19 protein-coding genes are annotated in these 19,936 nt (G+C 35.4%); 9 read left to right on the top strand and 10 right to left on the bottom strand.

Going from position 1 to position 19,936, the window contains the following annotated elements; translation table 11 throughout:
- The first annotated feature begins 1 nt into the window (after position 1).
- Positions 2 to 358: a heavy-metal-associated domain-containing protein gene (locus ACFQ1K_RS01955; RefSeq protein WP_320555341.1), complete on the top strand. Its 357-nt coding sequence runs from the start codon at positions 2 to 4 to the stop codon at positions 356 to 358.
- Positions 359 to 404: 46 nt separating this feature from the next.
- Here ACFQ1K_RS01955 and ACFQ1K_RS01960 read toward each other — a convergent pair whose 3' ends face one another.
- Entirely contained in the window at positions 405 to 806 is a 402-nt protein-coding gene (locus ACFQ1K_RS01960) for a CBS domain-containing protein (RefSeq protein WP_386133663.1), read from the bottom strand.
- Positions 807 to 943: 137 nt separating this feature from the next.
- Between ACFQ1K_RS01960 and ACFQ1K_RS01965 the strand changes: the two genes are divergently transcribed.
- Both ACFQ1K_RS01965 and ACFQ1K_RS01970 read left to right on the top strand, forming a co-directional pair.
- Entirely contained in the window at positions 944 to 1,318 is a 375-nt protein-coding gene (locus ACFQ1K_RS01965; protein WP_320555340.1) for a hypothetical protein, read from the top strand.
- A 1-nt stretch (position 1,319) separates the two neighbouring features.
- Positions 1,320 to 3,041, top strand: a complete 1,722-nt coding sequence (locus tag ACFQ1K_RS01970; RefSeq protein ID WP_320555339.1) for an ABC1 kinase family protein — start codon at positions 1,320 to 1,322, stop codon at positions 3,039 to 3,041.
- A gap of 73 nt (positions 3,042 to 3,114) precedes the next feature.
- On the opposite strand, the gene ACFQ1K_RS01975 is transcribed toward ACFQ1K_RS01970, so the two are convergent.
- The 9 genes from ACFQ1K_RS01975 to miaB all read right to left on the bottom strand — a co-directional run bounded on the left by ACFQ1K_RS01975 (position 3,115) and on the right by miaB (position 11,595).
- Positions 3,115 to 3,717, bottom strand: coding sequence for a hypothetical protein (locus ACFQ1K_RS01975; RefSeq protein ID WP_320555338.1), 603 nt, complete (start codon positions 3,715 to 3,717; stop codon positions 3,115 to 3,117).
- A gap of 184 nt (positions 3,718 to 3,901) precedes the next feature.
- Entirely contained in the window at positions 3,902 to 5,533 is a 1,632-nt protein-coding gene (gene groL, locus ACFQ1K_RS01980) for a chaperonin GroEL (RefSeq protein WP_320555337.1), read from the bottom strand.
- Positions 5,534 to 5,639: 106 nt separating this feature from the next.
- The gene (locus tag ACFQ1K_RS01985; RefSeq protein WP_243472811.1) at positions 5,640 to 5,915 is read right to left on the bottom strand and encodes a co-chaperone GroES; all 276 of its coding nucleotides are present in this window, start codon (positions 5,913 to 5,915) and stop codon (positions 5,640 to 5,642) included.
- A gap of 172 nt (positions 5,916 to 6,087) precedes the next feature.
- Positions 6,088 to 6,435, bottom strand: a complete 348-nt coding sequence (gene secG, locus ACFQ1K_RS01990; protein WP_320555336.1) for a preprotein translocase subunit SecG — start codon at positions 6,433 to 6,435, stop codon at positions 6,088 to 6,090.
- A gap of 1 nt (position 6,436) precedes the next feature.
- Positions 6,437 to 7,357 (bottom strand): hypothetical protein, encoded by a 921-nt coding sequence (locus tag ACFQ1K_RS01995; protein WP_320555335.1) that lies wholly within the window; start codon positions 7,355 to 7,357, stop codon positions 6,437 to 6,439.
- 4 nt (positions 7,358 to 7,361) lie between these two features.
- Positions 7,362 to 7,865, bottom strand: a complete 504-nt coding sequence (locus ACFQ1K_RS02000) for an LptE family protein (protein WP_320555334.1) — start codon at positions 7,863 to 7,865, stop codon at positions 7,362 to 7,364.
- Positions 7,866 to 7,928: 63 nt separating this feature from the next.
- Complete coding sequence (locus tag ACFQ1K_RS02005; RefSeq protein WP_320555333.1) at positions 7,929 to 9,197, bottom strand: sigma-54 interaction domain-containing protein; 1,269 nt, start codon at positions 9,195 to 9,197, stop codon at positions 7,929 to 7,931.
- Between the two features lie 2 nt (positions 9,198 to 9,199).
- Positions 9,200 to 10,135 carry a hypothetical protein gene (locus ACFQ1K_RS02010; protein ID WP_320555332.1) on the bottom strand — a complete coding sequence of 312 codons (936 nt, stop codon included), beginning with the start codon at positions 10,133 to 10,135 and terminating at the stop codon, positions 9,200 to 9,202.
- 11 nt (positions 10,136 to 10,146) lie between these two features.
- Positions 10,147 to 11,595, bottom strand: coding sequence for a tRNA (N6-isopentenyl adenosine(37)-C2)-methylthiotransferase MiaB (gene miaB, locus ACFQ1K_RS02015; RefSeq protein ID WP_320555331.1), 1,449 nt, complete (start codon positions 11,593 to 11,595; stop codon positions 10,147 to 10,149).
- Positions 11,596 to 11,793: 198 nt separating this feature from the next.
- Between miaB and ACFQ1K_RS02020 the strand changes: the two genes are divergently transcribed.
- The 6 genes from ACFQ1K_RS02020 to porM all read left to right on the top strand — a co-directional run bounded on the left by ACFQ1K_RS02020 (position 11,794) and on the right by porM (position 19,929).
- Positions 11,794 to 12,234: a hypothetical protein gene (locus ACFQ1K_RS02020; protein WP_320555330.1), complete on the top strand. Its 441-nt coding sequence runs from the start codon at positions 11,794 to 11,796 to the stop codon at positions 12,232 to 12,234.
- A 156-nt stretch (positions 12,235 to 12,390) separates the two neighbouring features.
- Positions 12,391 to 14,898 (top strand): type I DNA topoisomerase, encoded by a 2,508-nt coding sequence (gene topA, locus ACFQ1K_RS02025; RefSeq protein ID WP_320555329.1) that lies wholly within the window; start codon positions 12,391 to 12,393, stop codon positions 14,896 to 14,898.
- Positions 14,899 to 14,904: 6 nt separating this feature from the next.
- A complete protein-coding gene (locus ACFQ1K_RS02030; protein WP_320555328.1) occupies positions 14,905 to 16,071 on the top strand; it encodes a formimidoylglutamase in 1,167 nt (388 codons plus the stop codon).
- 166 nt (positions 16,072 to 16,237) lie between these two features.
- The gene (porK, locus tag ACFQ1K_RS02035; RefSeq protein WP_449361582.1) at positions 16,238 to 17,584 is read left to right on the top strand and encodes a type IX secretion system lipoprotein PorK/GldK; all 1,347 of its coding nucleotides are present in this window, start codon (positions 16,238 to 16,240) and stop codon (positions 17,582 to 17,584) included.
- 78 nt (positions 17,585 to 17,662) lie between these two features.
- A complete protein-coding gene (porL, locus tag ACFQ1K_RS02040) occupies positions 17,663 to 18,295 on the top strand; it encodes a type IX secretion system motor protein PorL/GldL (RefSeq protein ID WP_320555326.1) in 633 nt (210 codons plus the stop codon).
- Between the two features lie 50 nt (positions 18,296 to 18,345).
- Entirely contained in the window at positions 18,346 to 19,929 is a 1,584-nt protein-coding gene (gene porM / locus ACFQ1K_RS02045; protein ID WP_320555325.1) for a type IX secretion system motor protein PorM/GldM, read from the top strand.
- The last annotated feature ends 7 nt before the right edge of the window (positions 19,930 to 19,936 follow it).

Consider the following 19,936-nt stretch of genomic DNA (forward strand, 5'->3'; position numbering starts at 1 on the left):
AATGAAAAATGTAATTTTAATAATAACGGTAATGTTCACTTCAATGACATTTGCTCAAAACAAAAATGCAAAAGCTAGTATGGAAGTTGACGGAGTGTGTGGTATGTGTAAAGAACGTATTGAAAAGGCGGCTATTAAAACCAAGGGTGTTAAATCCGCGGTTTGGAATATCGATACACATGAGTTGAAGCTCATTTATGATGAGCGCAAAACCGATTTAAAGACCATCTCCAAAAACATTGCTGCAGTAGGTCACGATACTAAGGAGATAAAAGCAACCAAAGAAGCTTATGAATCTGTTAATGCCTGTTGTAAGTACCGTGATAAGGAGGTAGTTAAGAACCATAGTAAAGAATAGTAATTAATAATAAAGAAAAAGCCTTTGATGAAAATCAAGGGCTTTTTTATTTCTTTAAATAATGTTTAATGATATCAGCAGTTGAAACGATACCTACTAGCGTGTCATTTTCTAATATTGGTATAGCACGATAACGTCCTTTTGATAATTCCTCTGCAACGTCATCTATAGCCGTGTCTGAGCCAACAGTATACGGGTTTGGTGACATAATATCTTTAACACTAAGTGTATTGTATACCTCTTCGCCATCGTCAAGTCCTGCGCCCTTAATGTGATACATAAAATCGATGAGACTTAACATACCAACTAACTTTTTATTTTCAATTACAGGTATATGGTGATGAAACTTGTTTTTTTCGTAGATATGCTTCACATCCAGTATCTTTTGATTAGGGGAAACGCAAACTACATTTTTTGTCATTATTGATGAAATTAATGAAGATGTCATGACTTTATTATTTTAGTTAATTAAGCTCTAATACAGTAAAAATAAGCTTCAAAACCCATATATGAACTGATTAAAATCATTTCAAGACATTATGTTTAGTAATATCTTGTAGATAGAAATTATTAACCTCAGGAGTCATGAAAACTAAGACACTAATAGAATTAATTACACTATCTTCTAGCTTGTACGTTTTAGCCAGAGATACACATCTTTTAGATACCATTGGAGATTGGGCAGATGTAAAAACCAAGGATATAAATGGTTTGGTTTCTGAACCCATATTAGATAAAGATGGTAACGAGTTACCAATAATGGATAGGTTAAAACTTAAGGCAGATCAGTTAAAATTAGAGTTAGAAACCAAAATAGAAGAGACCGTCTCTAAATTCTACAAAAAGATAAATATTGCACACTTAGATGATATTAAAGCTCTGCAAGAAAAACTTGAAAAAGCAGATGCTTCCATTGCTCTACTCGAAGCAAGATTAAATAAACTGGAATTAAAATCATAACATGAGCCTTTATACAGATATAGGGAAAAGGTATAAATCTGTTACTCGTTACAACCAAATACTTAAGGTATTGGTCAAATATGGGTTTGAAGATTTAGTGCAATATTTAGAAGAGAAAAAACGCTTCGAATTATTAAGAAGACTAGTTCCCAGATCCTCACGTGAGAACGCTTCGAGGTTTACGAAATGGGAAAAAATGAGGTTGGTCTGTGAAGAGCTTGGACCAACTTTTGTAAAGTTTGGACAAATATTGAGTAATAGACCAGATTTAGTTCCGCTAAAACTTACGTTTGAATTAGAAAAATTATTAGATAATGTGCCACCCATGCCAGAAGAAATTGCAAAGAAGATGGTAGAGGATGAATTAGGTGACACGGTAGAAAACCTTTTTGCATGGTTTGAACCAAAACCTTTTGCTTCTGCATCCATGGCACAAGTACATAAGGTAACACTAAAAGATGGCAAGCGGGTAGCACTAAAAATTCAACGACCAGGAATTAAGGAAACCATTGAGGAAGATATTAAGGTAATGTACAGCATTGCAGAATTGCTTCAAAAGCGTATTCCTTCTATTAAAACTTTTGATCCTATTGGATTGGTAAAAAACTTTGAAGATGCCATCATAAAAGAACTCGATTTTATAAATGAGTCCATTAATGCACAACGTTTTTATAACAATATTAATGGTGATCAGAGTCCTGATAATTATGCAAAAGCGCCAAAAGTTTATCGAGAGTTTACAACGACAAAAATACTGGCCTTAGAGTTTATATCTGGGACAAAAATTGACAAATTTGACGTATTAATTGAAAAGCAAATTGATGTCAAAGTCATAGCAAGACGATTAACTAAGAGTTATTTTAAGCAAATATTTAAATACGGTTTCTTTCATGCAGATCCGCATCCTGGTAATTTATTGGTCCTTCCAAATAGTCATATTTGCTATTTAGATTTTGGTATGATGGGTAGTATTTTACCGAGGGATATTGAAGTATTTGGTAAATTATTTATAGCAATTACCAGACGTGATGTCAATAGTATAATCAAGGCATTACAGCAATTATCCAATTATACAAATATTAAAGATGTTAGGGCGCTAGAGTTTGACATCAATGAGTTCGTTGAGAAATACTATGTAAGATCAGTTCATAAAAACGAAATGAGTACCATTTTAATAGAATTGAAAGATATCATTATACAGCATGGCTTAAAGGTACCAACTCATTTTTTCTTATTAGCAAGATCTATGGTGACATTAGAAGGTGTTGTGCATAAACTAGATCCAGAACTAGACCAGTATGACATTGCCAAACCATTTTTATTGAGAGCAGTTGCCAAAAGCTTTAGTCCAATTAGGTTTGGTGAAAAAGCACTTAACTCTATCTATGAGTTAGGAAATTATATGGAAGATTTCCCAAGAGATCTAAAAAATGCCATACGGAAGATAAATAGAGGAGAGGTTAAGGTAGATTTAACCCATAAAGGTATTGACCCAATGGTACATACTATAAATAGAATTACAAAACAGATAATCACAGCTTTTATAATGGCGGCACTAATTATTGGTGCTTCTATGTTTATAGTATCAAATATTGAGCCTCTGTGGGGAAATATCTCTATAATTGGAATTGTATTTATTGCCATTGCTATGGTACTGGCCTTTGGTATGATAAAAGATATAAGAAAAGGTGACCATGATGAATGGTGGTATATGAATGAATAATGTAAGAACAATTCTAATATTAAAAGCGCAACGATTTAAATCATTGCGCTTTTGATTTATGTAATTTTAAAGCTTAAGAAGGCTGTGTAAAGGCCTTTTTAAAATGTGTAAACGCCTCAGAAATTTCATCTTGGAAATGTTCCCATTTGGTTTCTTCTTTTTTACCGTATTTAGCTTTAATTTTTTCAATAAAAGTGTTGAATTCAGTTTTACCTTTTTCAAACGATGCTTTGGCATCTTCCTTTCCTTTGATGAATTTTTGTTCTAAGATTTCTAACTTAAGTTTAAACTTTTCTATTTCCAGTAATACAAACGCATAGATATCATTAAGACGTTTATTGGTTTTGATATTCACTTCAATTTCATGAAGTTTAGCAAGTAGACCTTTCTTTTGCTCTTTAAACGCATCAAGGCCTTCTGCTTTACCAAGTTCTAATTGAACGCGCAATTCATCAAATTTTGTGTCTATGTCTTGCGCCACCTCTTTACCAGAATCTATTTTAGATTTTGCTTCATGTAGAACTAGATTAAATTTTTTCTTGATCTCTTCATACTTATTTTTAGCTTCAGCTTTTCCTAACGCAGCTTGCACCTGAAGCTCTTCTATTTCAATCGCTGCTTTTCTCAATGTTTCGACTACTCTGTCAATAAATCGAGTTTCTTCCAACGTTTTCATGGTATTAAATTTTTAGTATATACACAAATATGACAACAATTTCATCCAATTTCAATGAGGAATATCAGCTAAGCGTTTTTTAGTGTTAAATTTTTATATAGTATAAAAAAAGCCCTTGATTTTCATCAAAGGCTTTTAGCTTTTTTGTAGAACTTAATCTATAATTATCTGTGGCGATTTGCCATTACATCATACCTGGCATTCCTCCACCACCCATTGGTGGCATCGCAGGTGCATCTTCCTTAATATCAACTAAAGCACACTCTGTAGTTAAGATCATACCAGCCACAGAAGCTGCATTCTCTAAAGCGATACGAGTTACTTTCTTTGGATCGATAATACCAGCTTTAAGCATATCTACATACTGCTCTGATTTTGCATCGTAACCAAAGTCTTTTTTACCTTCTAAAACTTTGTTTATTACTACAGACCCTTCACCACCTGCATTCTCAACAATAGTTCTCAATGGAGCTTCGATCGCTTTATTCACGATTTGTACACCTGTGGTTTCGTCTAAGTTTTCAGTAGTGATTTTCTCTAGCATCTTTTTAGCTCTTACAAGGGCAACACCACCACCAGCAACGATACCCTCTTCTACAGCTGCACGAGTTGCATGTAGTGCATCGTCAACACGATCTTTCTTTTCTTTCATTTCAACTTCAGATGCTGCACCAACATATAATACAGCAACTCCACCAGCTAATTTAGCTAAGCGTTCCTGAAGCTTTTCTTTATCATAGTCAGAGGTAGTAGTCTCTATCTGTGCTTTAATCTGGTTAACTCTAGCTTTGATATCACTTTGTTTGCCGTGTCCGTTTACAATCGTAGTATTATCCTTGTCAATTGTTACGGTTTCCGCAGTTCCAAGCATAGTTAAATCAGCATTTTCTAAAGAAAACCCTCGTTCTTCTGAGATTACTGTACCACCAGTTAATATAGCGATATCCTCTAACATTGCTTTACGTCTGTCTCCAAAACCAGGTGCTTTAACAGCAGCAATCTTTAGGCCACCACGTAATTTGTTAACCACTAATGTTGCTAAGGCTTGCCCTTCAACATCTTCTGCGATAATTAATAGTGGACGACCAGATTGCGCTACTGGCTCTAAGATTGGAAGTATTTCTTGTAGGTTGGAAATCTTCTTATCAAATAATAAAATGTATGGATTTTCTAAATCGGCTACCATTTTGTCAGAGTCTGTTACAAAATATGGAGACAAATATCCTCTGTCAAACTGCATACCTTCAACAACATCCACGTAAGTATCTAATCCCTTTGCTTCTTCTACGGTTATAACACCTTCTTTACCAACTTTGTCAAAAGCTTTTGCAATTAACTCACCAATAGTATCATCATTATTGGCAGAAATAGCAGCTACTTGTTTTATTTTCTCTGAAGAATTTCCAACTTTTTGGGATTGTTTATCAAGGTTAGAAACAATAGCTTCAACAGCTTTGTCTATGCCTCGTTTTAAGTCCATTGGGTTAGCACCTGCTGCAACGTTTTTTAAACCTTCTTTTACGATAGCTTGTGCTAATACGGTTGCTGTGGTCGTACCATCACCAGCTAAATCATTGGTTTTAGAAGCTACTTCTTTAACCATTTGAGCTCCCATATTCTCTAGCTCATCTTCTAGCTCAATTTCTTTCGCTACAGATACACCATCTTTAGTCACTTGAGGTGCGCCAAATGATTTACCAATAATAACATTACGACCCTTTGGTCCTAAAGTTACTTTTACTGCATTTGCTAAAGCATCAACTCCACGTTTAAGTCCGTCGCGTGCTTCAATATCGAATTTTATATCTTTTGCCATTTTATTTTAATTTTAAGCTTTTTGCCTCTAGCTATTTGCTATTGGCTTATAAGTTTATTGATTAATTTTTAAAGAGCTAAAAGCCTTAGGCTAATAGCTGATATTATTATACAATTGCTAGTATGTCGCTTTCGCGCATCATTAAATAGTCTTTACCTTCTAACTTTAATTCAGTGCCACCATACTTACCATATAAAACAGTGTCACCAACTTTAACAGTTAAAGGTTCATCTTTTTTACCGTTGCCTACTGCAACTACAGTTCCCTTTTGCGGTTTTTCTTTTGCATTATCAGGAATAATAATACCTGAAGCCGTTTTAGTTTCAGCCTCCATAGGTTCTACCAGAACTCGGTCTGCTAAAGGTTTAATGTTTAAAGCCATTTGTTATAATATTTTTAGTTATTGGTTAAAATTTTACGCTTTATCGTATTTCGAAAATTATGCCAAGGCATACGGACTGACAAACTTGCAGATTTGTTTTTTTCTAGAATGTAGGCAATTAAAAAAGCCAGCATAACAGCTGGCTTTTTACATATGAATTGAAAATTCAATATTATTCGTTTTCAGTACCATTTGAGGTATCTGTATCGTCTGGATTTGACGGTGTGGATATAGGCATTTCAGTTGCTTCATTTTCATCTAAAGCTTTTGAATCTATAGCATTACTTGAATCAATAGTCAGGTTTGAGGCTAAGATTAAAACGATTAAGGCTGTACCTAAAAACCAAGTAGCTTTGTCTAAAAAGTCACCGGTCTTTTTTACACCACCTATTTGTTGGTTGCCGCCGCCGCCAAAAGACGATGATAAACCTCCACCTTTAGGGTTTTGTACCATAATCACAACAACTAGAAAGAATGCTACTAGTACGATTAATATTAAAAATATAGTGAAATAGCTCATTTTATATTGTATTATTATCTTTTAGTTCTACTATCAATTTTATTTGGTCTGCAAAGAAACTACTTTTTTCTGGATATTTCAAACTTAAAATTTTATAAGATTGAATAGCTTTATCGTAGTTTTTCTGCTCTAAATAGATACGAGCCAAAGTCTCCGTCATTAAACTGTCAGAAACATGGTTGTCATTGTTTACCAACTTCGGTTTTGGTGCCTGGTTAGAAACAGGTTTTATCTTGGGATTTTCACTTATAAACTTATTAATAATATCTAGTTTATTGGTAAGTGGTTCAGAAGTTTTATCTGTTTCTTTTTTGTTTTCTGTTTCTTTGTCTCTAACGATAGGTTTAAAACTTGTAATCTTTAGCCACTCTGTAAACGAATGGCTTTCATTTTTATCAAATTCTAATGGTTTACCTATATTTAGTTTTGCTTCAGTTGTAATATTATCAACATCAACATCTATAATAGAGTCTTCAATTCTTGGTGTATCCGTTTTTGAAATATGTAGCTGTTTAGCTTCAAACAAATTCGGGTCTAAAATACCTTCCGTTGCCTTGATATGTTCCTTTAAAGCATCGTCAATAGTTACACTTTTATTGACCGAAATATCATCAACATCGTTAACTTCTATGGATTTTAGGTGTTCTGAATTCTGCTTAATTTGATTTGAAATCTCATTCTGATTGAAAACAGCAGACGTGATGTAATCAAATAATACACTGCGATCTGCCGTATGCGCAGCGGTAACTTTTAATGCATTGTTATACTTGTAACTTTCTTTTTGTTTAAGACCTTTTAGGTATAAGGCACGTAGCGGCTGAAAATAAGGGTATTCTTTAATCTTTGCTAAAAGCGCATCGGTTTGGGAGGCTGTAACGGCCTCTGGATGTTGTAATAGATATGTCAGTTCTTTTAGCTGCATAAAATTACCAATTAGCCAAAGAGGTATTAAAAATATCTTGTGTTAAACGCTCAAAAATAACTTCAAAAGCTTCGTCTTTTGTACCACCAATAAGTTGTGCGTTGGCATCAAAATCGTAAAAGAATGAGAAGCGTTGTTCAAAATCTTTTTCTTCGTCTAGTGTATTAAAATAACGGACGTTCACGCTTATGGTGAGTCGATTTTGTGCCGCTCTACTATCTGCTGTAGCGGTCATAGGTGCGATTCGATATTCTACGATTTCACCTTCAAAGAGTAAATCACCACCCGAATTGACGAGGCTCAGATTAGTTTGGTTTTGAATTAAATCCTGTAGTGCGTTTGTAAAATCAATATCCAAACCTGGCTCAACCAAATCGGCATTGTTCTGAAAAAAGTTAACCTGAAATGTTTTGGCGTCACCAGTGTCTGCTCCAGTAAAAGAGTAAATTCCACAACTAGTAATGGTTATTGTGAAAAATAGGATGCTTACGTGTTTTAAAAATTTCATTTTTGTTTTTTTATCAGAACGTATCTGTTTGCATATACGTACTGAAGATATCCTAATCTTTTCTTAAAGATCGTATTGTTTAATTTTTCTGTAAAGTGTACGCTCGCTTATTCCTAATTCTGCAGCTGCCAATTTACGTTTTCCGTTATGACGTTCTAGCGATTTCTTAATAAGCTCTAATTCCTTGTCTTGTAAAGATAAAGTTTCTTCTTCTTCTATTTCTTCTGCAAAGTGATATTTGTCGTCGACATCAATAGTCGTGGAATCATCATTTTCTGTGTGCTCAGGTATAGATAGAACTTCTAGATTTTCAATTTCTGATGCCGTTTCGTAATCATCTCCTTCATCACCATATATCTTTTGTATCAAGTGTTCGTTTTCTTTCTTAACATCAGATGCACTACCAGACTTCATTAACTCCATGGTTAATTTTTTCAGGTCGTTAAGATCACTTTTCATATCAAACAAAACCTTATAGAGTATTTCTCTTTCACTGCTAAAATCACTTTCAGACTTTGAATTGTTTATTACCGCTGGTAAACTTGTACCTGTATTTGGTAGATAATTCTGAAGTGTTGTGGCATCGATGGTTCGGTTGTGTTCTAATACCGAAATCTGTTCAGCAACATTCCTAAGTTGACGAATGTTACCGTTCCAGCGGTATTTTAAAAGTAGGGCAACTGCATCGTCCGTTAACTTAACGGTTGGCATTTTATATTTTAATGCAAAATCACTAGCAAATTTTCTGAAGAGTAAATGAATATCATCTTTTCGCTCTCGCAATGCTGGCAAATGAATCTCTACGGTACTCAAACGATAATAAAGATCTTCCCTAAACTTTTCTTTCTTAATCGCTTCGAACATATTAACGTTTGTTGCGGCAACAATCCTAACATTGGTCTTCTGAACTTTACTAGATCCAACTTTAATAAATTCGCCATTTTCCAGGATACGTAACAATCTTACTTGTGTTGTTAGCGGTAACTCGCCAACTTCATCTAAGAATATGGTTCCGCCATCGGCTACTTCAAAATAACCAGAACGGGTTTGTGTGGCACCCGTGAACGCACCTTTTTCGTGACCAAATAGCTCACTATCAATCGTGCCTTCTGGAATGGCGCCACAGTTTACTGCGATGTATTTACCATGCTTTCTGTGAGATAGTTGGTGTATGATTTTAGGAATACTCTCTTTACCTACACCACTCTCGCCAGTCACTAAAACAGAAATATCTGTTGCTGCAACCTGAATGGCTTTTTCTATGGCACGGTTTAGCTTAGGGTCGTTCCCTATAATACCAAAACGTTGTTTTATGGCTTGTATAGATTCCATTTTTAATTAACGTAATTAAATCTCTCGTTAATCTCAATCATTAAATCTGGACCAAAATCGTAAGCGATATCGCGGCTTGCAATCCTTCCAGCTGCGTTGTATTGTAAATCAAAAGTAAAGGTGTCTCCGTTAAAAGTTGCACCATTCCAATTGTTAGTTGAGTGAAACTGAGCGATTATAGGTCCGATTTCATCAGAATAGTCGTCACTCAAAAAGTTCAGTAAGTAATTGTCGTTGTAGACTACCTGTAAAGGATTGGTATTGTCATCAAAGTTATAAGTATAGTTACTGTTTAATTCACCAGTACCGACGCTACTATTAATGTTACCAAGACCGTTATAGGTAATTGTTTCTAACTGAATTGATGTTGTGCCATCAAAAGACTCTTTTTTTATAACTCTGTCAAACCCGTCGATGGTGAATACCGTTGAGATGTTAGAGCCTACTTCGGTTCTTGTAATAAGGTTACCATCATAGGTAAAATTGTAGGTGTAATCGTCAAAGTCATCTTCAAAATAATCATAGGTGATTTGCGAGATTTGACCGTTAGAATAGCTTATAATGTATTCGTTAGTAGTAACACCATTAGAATTTACGGATACATTACTGATGATTTGTCCTTGGGCATTACGAGTAAAGCTCTGGTTTTCTGTTTCATTAGGTGCACCTTCTAACTGAAAAACTGTAGTACTCGATACAATTTTATTATCTGAAATATTAATATCAGAATTTGTAACTGTTTGTATGGGAATACCAAGAAAATTAATTGCGGTATCAGTGTCTAGTTCGTAAACTGAAAGGGTTAGGTCTGCGCTATCACTACCGCCATTATTACCGCCACCGTTGTTATTGTCACCGGCAAAGTCAGGATCAAGAGGCTCATTTTCACAAGCGGTTATCAGAGTAAATGCACAAAGTAATAATAAGATTTTTTTCATTGATAGATTGATTAAGAGTTGTTTTTTGAATAGCCTACAGCTTCACCAATAAGTGTCGCACTCGTACAGTCTAAAATTTTTACCATTACGAAATCACCAGGTTTATAGTGTTCTTTTGGGAAAACCGCCACTGTATTTTGGCTGTTTCTACCAGACCAATGTGCGTCTGATTTTTTAGAAGACTTCTCTATTAAAATTTCTTCTACTTTACCAACATGCTGTTGTGTCCTGTATAAACTATGTCTGCGTTGTAAGGCTTGTATTTCATTAAGTCGTCGTTGTTTTACCTCTGCAGGCACATCGTCTTCCATCTTTCTACCAGCAAGTGTTCCTGGACGCTCAGAATAGGCGAACATAAAACCGTAATCGTATTTTACATATTCCATTAAACTTAAGGTGTCTTGATGGTCCTCTTCTGTTTCTGTTGGGAAACCAGCAATCATGTCCTGACTAATAGCTACATCTGGTATGATACGACGGATATTGTCTATAAGTTCAAAGTATTCTTCACGTGTGTGCAGACGATTCATTTCCTTTAGAATCCTATTGCTTCCACTTTGTACAGGCAGATGGATATAATTACAGATGTTTTCAAACTTTGCCATAGTTTCAATCACATCTAAAGTCATATCCTGCGGGTTAGAGGTTGAAAATCTAAATCGCATTTTTGGCTGCTCTTTAGCACAAAGCTCAAGAAGTTTGGCAAAATTTACTGCCGTAGCTTTTTGCAAGTCTGATGCTTTATCGAAATCTTTCTTAAGTCCACCACCATACCATAAATAGCTATCGACATTTTGACCTAAAAGTGTCACTTCCTTGTAGCCTTTGTTCCATAAATCGTTTACTTCTTCAATAATACTCTGCGGATCTCTACTGCGCTCTCTTCCTCTAGTAAAGGGAACCACGCAAAAAGTACACATATTGTCGCAACCTCTTGTTATAGACACAAAAGCACTAACACCATTGCTATTTAATCTTACAGGTGAGATGTCTCCATAAGTTTCTTCTTTAGATAAGATCACATTAATGGCATCCCTACCTTCCTCAACATCAGCTAATAGATTTGGTAAATCCTTATAGGCATCTGGGCCAACAACCAAATCAACGATTTTTTCTTCTTCTAAGAATTTTGTTTTTAAACGCTCAGCCATACAGCCCAATACACCAACTTTCATGCTTGGGTTTTTGTCTTTTATTCTATCGTAATACTTAAGGCGTTTTCTAACAGTTTGCTCGGCTTTGTCCCTTATAGAGCACGTGTTCACCAAAACCAAATCGGCATCTTCAAGATTTTGGGTTGTGTTATATCCTTGGTTAGATAATATAGATGCTACAATTTCACTATCACTAAAATTCATCTGGCAACCATAACTTTCTATAAAAAGCTTTTTGGTATTACCATCCTTTTGGTCTAGCAATAAGGCTTCACCTTGTTTATTTTCGTCAATTATTTTCTCCATGTTTTTTAGCCCTGTTTTTTTGGGAAACTTTTAAAAGTCAATAAGCATGCAAAGATAGTATTATTTTGTAGATTATGACAAAGTGGCAGTTGTAAAAAATAATTTATAATTGCTTCAAATTATTATTTTTACACCATATTTTAAATTGCAGACGCAACCAATTGCAATAAATTGTATCTAATACTAAAAGGTTAACCTATGAAGTTTTCAAGACTTATAATGTTGTTACTTTCTGTAACATTGTTTTTGAACATGCAATGTGAAGATGATCCTGTATCACTTCCTCAATCCAATTGTGTCAATTTAGCTTTGATTGATAGTTTTTCATATGAAAATGCAGCAACCAGTCCGTATACGATTAATGACGTTATCGTTAATGAAGATTGTTTAATTATCACCATAACGGCTACAGGATGTGATGGTAATACTTGGACAATGCAATTTTTGGACTCTGGCAGTGTTGACGAATCTAGCCCGCCACAACGTTATGGAAAGTTCTTTTTAATCAATGATGAATCTTGTCTGGCTGAGGTAGGCAGAACAACATCATTTGATTTATCCACGCTTCAAATTGAAGGTGAAAATGAAATAATAATAAATATAGATGGCTACGAGGATCCTGTAACGTATACCTACTAAGATTGTTAATTATATAATAAATTTTTAAGTCTTGTCGTGTACAAGACTTTTTTTGTGTTTATACGATTCACTATAACAAAGTTGATGTGATTAACGCCCAAATTAGGTTTGTAAATTTTTTTTCATATACATTTGTAACCTCAAAAAAAATAAAGCATGCCGAAGAATCTAGTTATTGTTGAGTCTCCTGCAAAGGCAAAAACCATTGAAAAATTTTTAGGAAAGGATTATAAAGTTGAATCAAGTTTTGGGCACATTTCAGACTTGCCATCCAAAGAATTAGGGGTCGATGTTGAAGGAGATTTTGAACCAAAATATAAAGTCTCAAAAGATAAACGTGATGTCGTTAAAAAACTAAAAGATTTAGCCAAGAAGGCCGAGACGGTTTGGCTAGCAAGTGATGAGGACCGCGAAGGAGAGGCTATTGCATGGCATTTAGCAGAGGCACTAGATTTAGATAAGGAAAAAACAAAGCGTATCGTATTTCATGAGATTACGAAAAGCGCAATCAACAAAGCAATTGAAAATCCACGTAGTATAGATTATAACTTGGTAGACGCTCAGCAAGCAAGACGTGTTTTAGATCGAATAGTAGGGTACGAGTTGTCCCCAGTGTTATGGAGGAAGGTAAAGGGAGGTCTATCGGCAGGTAGAGTACAGTCGGTTTCAGTACGACTTATTGTTGAGCGTGAGCGAGAAATACAAGATTTTAGTCCAGAGGCATCCTATAGGATTGATGCTGAATTTACGTCAGAAGATGGTAAATCGTTTAAGGCGAAATTGCCAAAAAACTTTAGTTCAGAGGAAGAGGCTTTAGAATTTTTGAATGGCAATAAAGGTGCAACTTATCAGGTTGCAGATTTGCAAAAAAAACCAGCAAAAAAATCACCGGCAGCACCTTTTACAACATCTACGCTTCAGCAGGAAGCGTCCAGAAAATTGGGGTTTTCAGTGAGTAGAACCATGAGTAATGCGCAGCGATTATATGAATCTGGTCTCATCACATATATGAGAACAGATAGCGTTAATCTATCGGATGAAGCCAGACGTGGGGCAGAGCAAGAAATTATTTCTGCTTACGGTTCGGAATATAGTAAGCCAAGAAATTACAAGGGTAAGTCTAAAGGGGCACAAGAGGCTCACGAAGCTATAAGGCCAACGGACTTTTCTAATCATACTGTAAATGTAGAACGCGATCAGGCGAGGCTTTATGACCTAATTTGGAAAAGGGCCATTGCATCGCAAATGAGTGAAGCCAAATTAGAGCGTACTAATCTTAAAATTCAGATTAACAGTTCTGCAAAATTAAATGAGCAATTTACAGCGAATGGTGAAATCATAACTTTTGATGGATTTTTGAAGGTCTATCTTGAAGGAACCGATGACGAGGATACTGAGCAAGACGGTATTTTACCAGACCTGAAGAAAGGTGAAGCGTTAGTAAATACCTCAATTACGGCAACAGAACGTTTTACAAGGCCACCTTCAAGATATACAGAAGCTTCATTAGTGAAACAACTCGAAGAATTAGGTATTGGTAGACCGTCAACATACGCACCTACGATTTCTACAATTCAAAATAGAAACTATATCGAAAAGGGGACGCACGAAGGAGATGAAAGAAAGTACAAACAACTCATCTTTAAAAATCAAAACGTAAAACAAAAAGTGCTGAGTGAGAAAGTGGGTTCTAATAAAGGTAAACTTGTACCGACAGATGTTGGTTTTATAGTTACTGATTTTTTGGTCAATCATTTTGAAAGCATATTGGATTATAACTTCACAGCGAAAGTAGAAGAAAGTTTTGATGACATTGCTGAAGGTAAGGAAGACTGGAAAGCCATGATGAAGGATTTCTATAAGGGATTCCATCCACAGGTTGAAGATGTTCAGGAAAATGCCGAGCGTGAAACCGGTGAGCGTATTCTTGGAACAGATCCAAAAACAGGTCGTCAGGTTAGTGTGAGACTAGGTAAGTTTGGGCCAATGGTGCAAATTGGTACGGTCGATGATGAAGAGAAACCACAATTTGCAAGTTTGTCACCAGACCAACAGCTTAATACCATTACCTACGAAGAGGCAATGGATTTGTTTAAGCTTCCAAAGGCTTTGGGTCATTATAAAGATGATGAAGTAGAGGTTAATAATGGTCGTTTTGGACCTTATGTGAGGTATGGAAAAAAGTTTGTGTCATTGCCTAAAGGCGTAGACCCGCTTAGTGTAGAACTTGACGAGGCGATAACATATATTAAGGAGAAGGAAAAAGCAGATGCTCCTATATATATGTATGAAGGTTTGGAAGTGACCAAAGGTAAAGGACGTTTTGGACCATTTATAAAATGGAACAATATGTTTATAAATGTGAATAAAAAATACGATTGGGATAATTTATCTGATGAAGACATCGTAACTTTGATCGAAGATAAAATCCAAAAGGAAAAGGATAAACAAATCCATGTTTGGGAAGAAGAGGGAATCAGAGTAGAAAAGGCACGTTGGGGAAGACACAATGTGATAAAAGGAAAACAGAAAGTAGAATTGGCCAAAACTGTAGATGTGTCTGATATGACTCTGAAGGAGGCCAAAGCTATTTTAGAAAAAAATGCTCCTAAAAAGAAAACCAGAAAAACCACAAAGAAGAAAACGACCACAAAAAAGAAGTAATACTTTATGAATTTTAATTTCCTAACGCCTGTATCAGATGCGGTTTTAGCTCATTCCGAACTATTAGCGCAGCAAGCGCTCGGAAAAAAAATCAAAATTCATTCTAAGCAAAACGGTATTCCAGATCTAGATGGTGTTCAGCTTGCTATCATAGGAGTACTAGAAAACAGAAATGATGTTAATTATATAGGTACTAACATCAACTTCGATTCCATTAGAAAAACGCTCTACACGTTATTTCCCGGAAATTGGAGTACATCCATTGTAGATCTCGGCGATATCTTACCTGGTGAATCGGTTGAAGATACTTATTTTGCGATCCGCACAGCCATAACAGTTTTAGTAGAAAAAAATATTATTCCTATAATATTAGGTGGTAGTCAAGATTTGATCTTTGCTAATTATCGTGCTTATGACAATATAATGCCAATGGTTAATATCGTTAATGTAGATACCAATTTTGATTTGGGAGATGCAAATCTGCCGATAAAAAATAACAGTTATGTTGGAAAAATAATTGTTGATGAGCCCTATAACCTTTTTAACTATTCTACAATAGGTTACCAAACCTATTTTAATTCTCAAGAGGAAATAGACCTTATGGAGAAGCTTTATTTTGAATCCTATCGATTAGGAGAAATTTCAGCTGATATCCACAAGGTAGAACCGTTGTTGCGAGATGCACACATTGTTTCAGTAGATTTAAAATCCATAAGAGCTGCTGAGGTAAGCGATAGCTTAAAGTATTCTCCAAATGGATTTTCAGGTAAGGAAATCTGTGCGATAGCAAGATATGCGGGTATTAGTAATAAAGTATCCTCATTTGGAATCTATGAATACTCTAACTCTAAAAACGATAGCGCTTCTTCAATGTTAATAGCACAAATGATTTGGTATTTTATTGAAGGTGTTAATTGTAGGGTAAAAGATGATGATTTTAATAATGAAAATGAGTTTCAGAAATATAATGTGTTGGTTGAAGATGACGAACTCATATTTTATAAAAGTTTAAAAACGGGTCGTTGGTGGATTGAAATTCCTTTTTTACCAGATGTTAATAATAAATTAAAAAAGCACACGTTATTACCATGCATGCATGAAGATTATGTGTTTGCTACACAAGGGGAAATACCGGAACGATGGTATAAAGCCTATAGGAAGAACAGCTTCTAAAATATACACTTAATCGATAATTTAACATTTAAAGTATCGATGAAATGCATTTTTTAAGGACGAAATGCAAAAAAAAATAGAAAAAAGTTGTTTTTTAGAAAATATATAAATATGTTTACGACCTTAAAATTAAGGACGACTAATTTAACCTCGAGTTACTATGAATATTAAAAGATTTATTTTACTAACCACTGTATTGGTTTTGTTCGCCAGTTGTAATTCTGGAGATCGCGGACAATTGGTAGGTGTAAAAGGTAAAAAATGGCACCCAGAAAAGCCTTATGGTATGACTTTGGTTCCGGGAGGAGCTTTTATTATGGGTAAATCGGATGATGATATTGCGGGTGTGCAAGACGCTCCAACTAAAACAGCTACAGTTCGGGCTTTTTACATGGATGAAACTGAGATTACAAACAGTGAGTATAGACAGTTTGTATATTGGGTAAGAGATTCTATCCTTAGACTTAAATTAGCTGAGATGGCAGACCTCGAAGGTAAAACTCCGGGTAATGGTGATATTGGTGAGTTTGCATATTTAGATTCTAACCCTGAAGATTTAAATGCTTACGAAAGTTACATGCAAAACACTTATGGTAACGAGCAGAGAAAAATAAATCACGATGTTGATTTAATTTTTGATACTGACGATTATCCAGATGAATTGTATGCAGAGGTTATGGATGGTATGTATTTACCATTAGAAGAATCTTACAATGGTCAAAGAACATGGGATGTTAAGCAGTTTAAATTTCAATATACCTATATGGATATTGCTAAAGCAGCAAAAGATAGAAGTTTGAAACGTTCTGAAGTTATCGAGCAAGAAGAAGTAGAGGTGTATCCTGATACGACGGCTTGGATCAGAGATTTCGCTTATTCATATAATGAACCAATGCACAACGATTATTTCTGGCATGATGCTTATGGGGATTATCCAGTAGTGGGTGTATCATGGAAACAAGCACAAGCCTTCTGTCAATGGAGAACATTATACCACAATGGTTATCAAAAGAGCAAAGGAAGACAACCGGTAAACTCATACAGATTACCTTCTGAGGCAGAATGGGAATACGCTGCTCGTGGAGGGTTGCAGGGAGCTTCATATCCATGGGGAGGACCTTACACTAAGAATGATAGAGGTTGTTTTATGGCTAACTTTAAGCCCTTACGTGGAGATTATGCAGCAGATCAAGCTTTATATACTGTAGAAGCTGATGCGTATGATCCAAATGACTTCAACCTATATAATATGGCAGGTAACGTTTCAGAATGGGTAAACGGTTCTTACGATCCTGCTTCTTATGAGTATATGTCAACAATTAATCCAAATGTAAACGATCCACAAAACTCTCGCAAAGTAGTGAGAGGTGGTTCTTGGAAAGATGTAGCCTACTTTTTACAAGTAAGTTCTAGAGACTATGAGTATGCTGACTCTGCAAGAAGCTACATTGGTTTCAGAACGGTACAAGACTATATGGGAACTGAAGTTACCAAAAACGCAGCAACAAATTAAATAAACTAAATAACAACCAAACTAAATTAACTTACTTAAGTTATATCCATTAACTTAAACTATTAAACTAAACAAATTATGGCACAAAAAGGTAAAATCACAGTAACAAACATGGTCTACGGATTAGGGGCAGCAATTGTAATTGTTGGAGCACTATTTAAAATCCAGCACTGGCCTTATGGCTCTTTAATCTTAACGATAGGGATGGTTGTTGAAGCCTTGGTATTTACTTACTCAGCTTTTGAAAAACAACAAGCAGATTTAGACTGGTCTTTAGTATATCCTGAATTGGCAGGTGGACAATCTTTAGGTAAAAAGAAAAAAGAAGAGCCTAAGGATGCTGAAGGCTTATTATCAAAAAAATTAGATAACTTATTAAAAGAAGCTAAAATCGACGGTGAGCTTATGGCTAGTCTTGGTAATAGCATAAAGAATTTTGAAGGAGCAGCAAAAAGCATCAGCCCAACCGTTGATTCTATGTCGGCTCAGAAAAAATATAGTGAGGAATTGTCTTTGGCAGCAGCTCAAATGGAATCTTTAAACAGTCTTTACAAGGTACAAATGGAGAGTGCTAATCGCCAAGCAGCAATCAATGAAGAGGCTGTGGAAAATGCCACGAAATTAAAGGAACAAATGGCGTCATTGGCTTCTAACTTATCGTCATTAAATGGTGTGTACGGTGGTATGCTTTCTGCAATGAACAAAAACTAATTAGTTTTTATAATCAATTTAATTAATTAACACTTAAAAACTAATTTACAATGGCAGGAGGAAAATTATCTGCAAGGCAGAAAATGATTAACTTAATGTACTTGGTATTTATTGCAATGATTGCAATGACTACAAGTAAAGAGATACTATCTGCGTTTAGTCTGTTCAATACAAAATTTGAAAGTGCAAACGAGTTGGCGGTATCAGCAAATACCAATCTTCTTAGAGGTTTAAAAACCCAGGCTGAGGAAAAGCCAGCAGATTTCGGTGTTGCTTTTAATAACGCCCAACAGATTAGCTCTATATCGGATGAATTCTTTACGTATTTAGAAGCTCAAAAGAAAATGATTTTAGAGAAAGGAAATTACGCTTCAAAATATGCTGAAGAAGGAGAGCTACCAGCTGAAGAAATGGATAAAGGTGATGCTTTAGATGAGCATTGGTTCACGGGTGATCGTTTAACCAAAGCAGGACAAGCATTTGTCGATAGAGTTAACAAATACAAAGCGGATATCAACGCTGTTTTAGGAAATGATGTAGCTTACAATCCAGCAAAGGAAACTCTTGAGCGACGTTTTAATACATCTGATGTAACCAACAAAGATGGAAAGAAACAAAGCTGGTTAGATTATAACTTTCAAGGTTTTCCTGCAGTCGCATCATACACTAAATTAACTGCAATGCAAAATGATATTAAAGCTACTGAGGCTAACCTTTACAATGTGTTCTTAGGAAACACTGTTGATGAAGCTACATCTTTAAAGAATTTTGAAGCTATAGTTATACCAGATAAGAATGCGTTTTTTGCTGGTGAGAAATTTACAGGTCGTGTCGTTCTTGGAAAATATGCTAATGTTACACCAACAAAACTTGTTGTTGGAGATGATGAGCAAGATTTAAAAAGAGAAGGTGCAATCGACTCTACTGGAGCTGCACGTATTGAGTTCACTGTAGGTAACGTAGGTGAGCATGAAATTAATGGTCAATTTACGTTCTTAGAAAAAGGTGAGCAACTACCTATAGACTTTAAAGGAAATTATGTGGTTGTACCTAGACCAAAAACAGCAACTATATCTGCAGATAAGATGAATGTGGTATATCGTGGTGTTTCCAACCCTATGACCATTTCATTTGCTGGTGTTACCGATGATAAAGTTAAAGCTTCAGGTAATGGTTTATCTAGAGCGTCTGGTCAAGGAAAATATGTAATGAATCCTGGAACAGGTAGTGAAGTTACTATTAATGTAACAGCAACTTTAGATGATGGTTCAACAGCTAGGGATAGCAAAACATTCAGAATTAAAGATATTCCAGCGCCAACAGGTATGATTTCTGGTCAGACCGGAGTGATAAAGTTACCAAAACGTAATGTTGAAGTTGGTACAGTTGGAGCTAAATTGGAAGATTTTGTCTTTGATTTACCGATCGAAACAACGTCGTTTAAAATCAAAGTGCCTGGTCAACCAACTGTAAATGTTGCTGGTACAAAAATGAATTCTCAGGCTAGAGCTGCTATTAACAGAGCACGAAGAGGGGATAACATTACAATTTTTGATATTAAAGCCAGAATACAAGGAAATGCTACATACAGATTAAAGAATGTTTCGCCTGTAGTAGTAGAAATTACTAACTAATTTATAG

The sequence above is a fragment of the Winogradskyella aquimaris genome (assembly GCF_042676105.1).
In the GTDB taxonomy this organism is placed as follows: Bacteria; Bacteroidota; Bacteroidia; order Flavobacteriales; family Flavobacteriaceae; genus Winogradskyella; species Winogradskyella aquimaris.

Bases quoted from the DNA above. Each gene is read 5' to 3' on its own strand.
- ACFQ1K_RS01955 (WP_320555341.1), top strand. From the start codon at position 2: ATGAAAAATGTAATTTTAATAATAACGGTAATGTTCACTTCAATGACA.
- ACFQ1K_RS01960 (WP_386133663.1), bottom strand. From the start codon at position 806: ATGACATCTTCATTAATTTCATCAATAATGACAAAAAATGTAGTTTGC.
- ACFQ1K_RS01965 (WP_320555340.1), top strand. From the start codon at position 944: ATGAAAACTAAGACACTAATAGAATTAATTACACTATCTTCTAGCTTG.
- ACFQ1K_RS01970 (WP_320555339.1), top strand. From the start codon at position 1,320: ATGAGCCTTTATACAGATATAGGGAAAAGGTATAAATCTGTTACTCGT.
- ACFQ1K_RS01975 (WP_320555338.1), bottom strand. From the start codon at position 3,717: ATGAAAACGTTGGAAGAAACTCGATTTATTGACAGAGTAGTCGAAACA.
- groL (WP_320555337.1), bottom strand. From the start codon at position 5,533: ATGGCAAAAGATATAAAATTCGATATTGAAGCACGCGACGGACTTAAA.
- ACFQ1K_RS01985 (WP_243472811.1), bottom strand. From the start codon at position 5,915: ATGGCTTTAAACATTAAACCTTTAGCAGACCGAGTTCTGGTAGAACCT.
- secG (WP_320555336.1), bottom strand. From the start codon at position 6,435: ATGAGCTATTTCACTATATTTTTAATATTAATCGTACTAGTAGCATTC.
- ACFQ1K_RS01995 (WP_320555335.1), bottom strand. From the start codon at position 7,357: ATGCAGCTAAAAGAACTGACATATCTATTACAACATCCAGAGGCCGTT.
- ACFQ1K_RS02000 (WP_320555334.1), bottom strand. From the start codon at position 7,865: ATGAAATTTTTAAAACACGTAAGCATCCTATTTTTCACAATAACCATT.
- ACFQ1K_RS02005 (WP_320555333.1), bottom strand. From the start codon at position 9,197: ATGGAATCTATACAAGCCATAAAACAACGTTTTGGTATTATAGGGAAC.
- ACFQ1K_RS02010 (WP_320555332.1), bottom strand. From the start codon at position 10,135: ATGAAAAAAATCTTATTATTACTTTGTGCATTTACTCTGATAACCGCT.
- miaB (WP_320555331.1), bottom strand. From the start codon at position 11,595: ATGGAGAAAATAATTGACGAAAATAAACAAGGTGAAGCCTTATTGCTA.
- ACFQ1K_RS02020 (WP_320555330.1), top strand. From the start codon at position 11,794: ATGAAGTTTTCAAGACTTATAATGTTGTTACTTTCTGTAACATTGTTT.
- topA (WP_320555329.1), top strand. From the start codon at position 12,391: ATGCCGAAGAATCTAGTTATTGTTGAGTCTCCTGCAAAGGCAAAAACC.
- ACFQ1K_RS02030 (WP_320555328.1), top strand. From the start codon at position 14,905: ATGAATTTTAATTTCCTAACGCCTGTATCAGATGCGGTTTTAGCTCAT.
- porL (WP_320555326.1), top strand. From the start codon at position 17,663: ATGGCACAAAAAGGTAAAATCACAGTAACAAACATGGTCTACGGATTA.
- porM (WP_320555325.1), top strand. From the start codon at position 18,346: ATGGCAGGAGGAAAATTATCTGCAAGGCAGAAAATGATTAACTTAATG.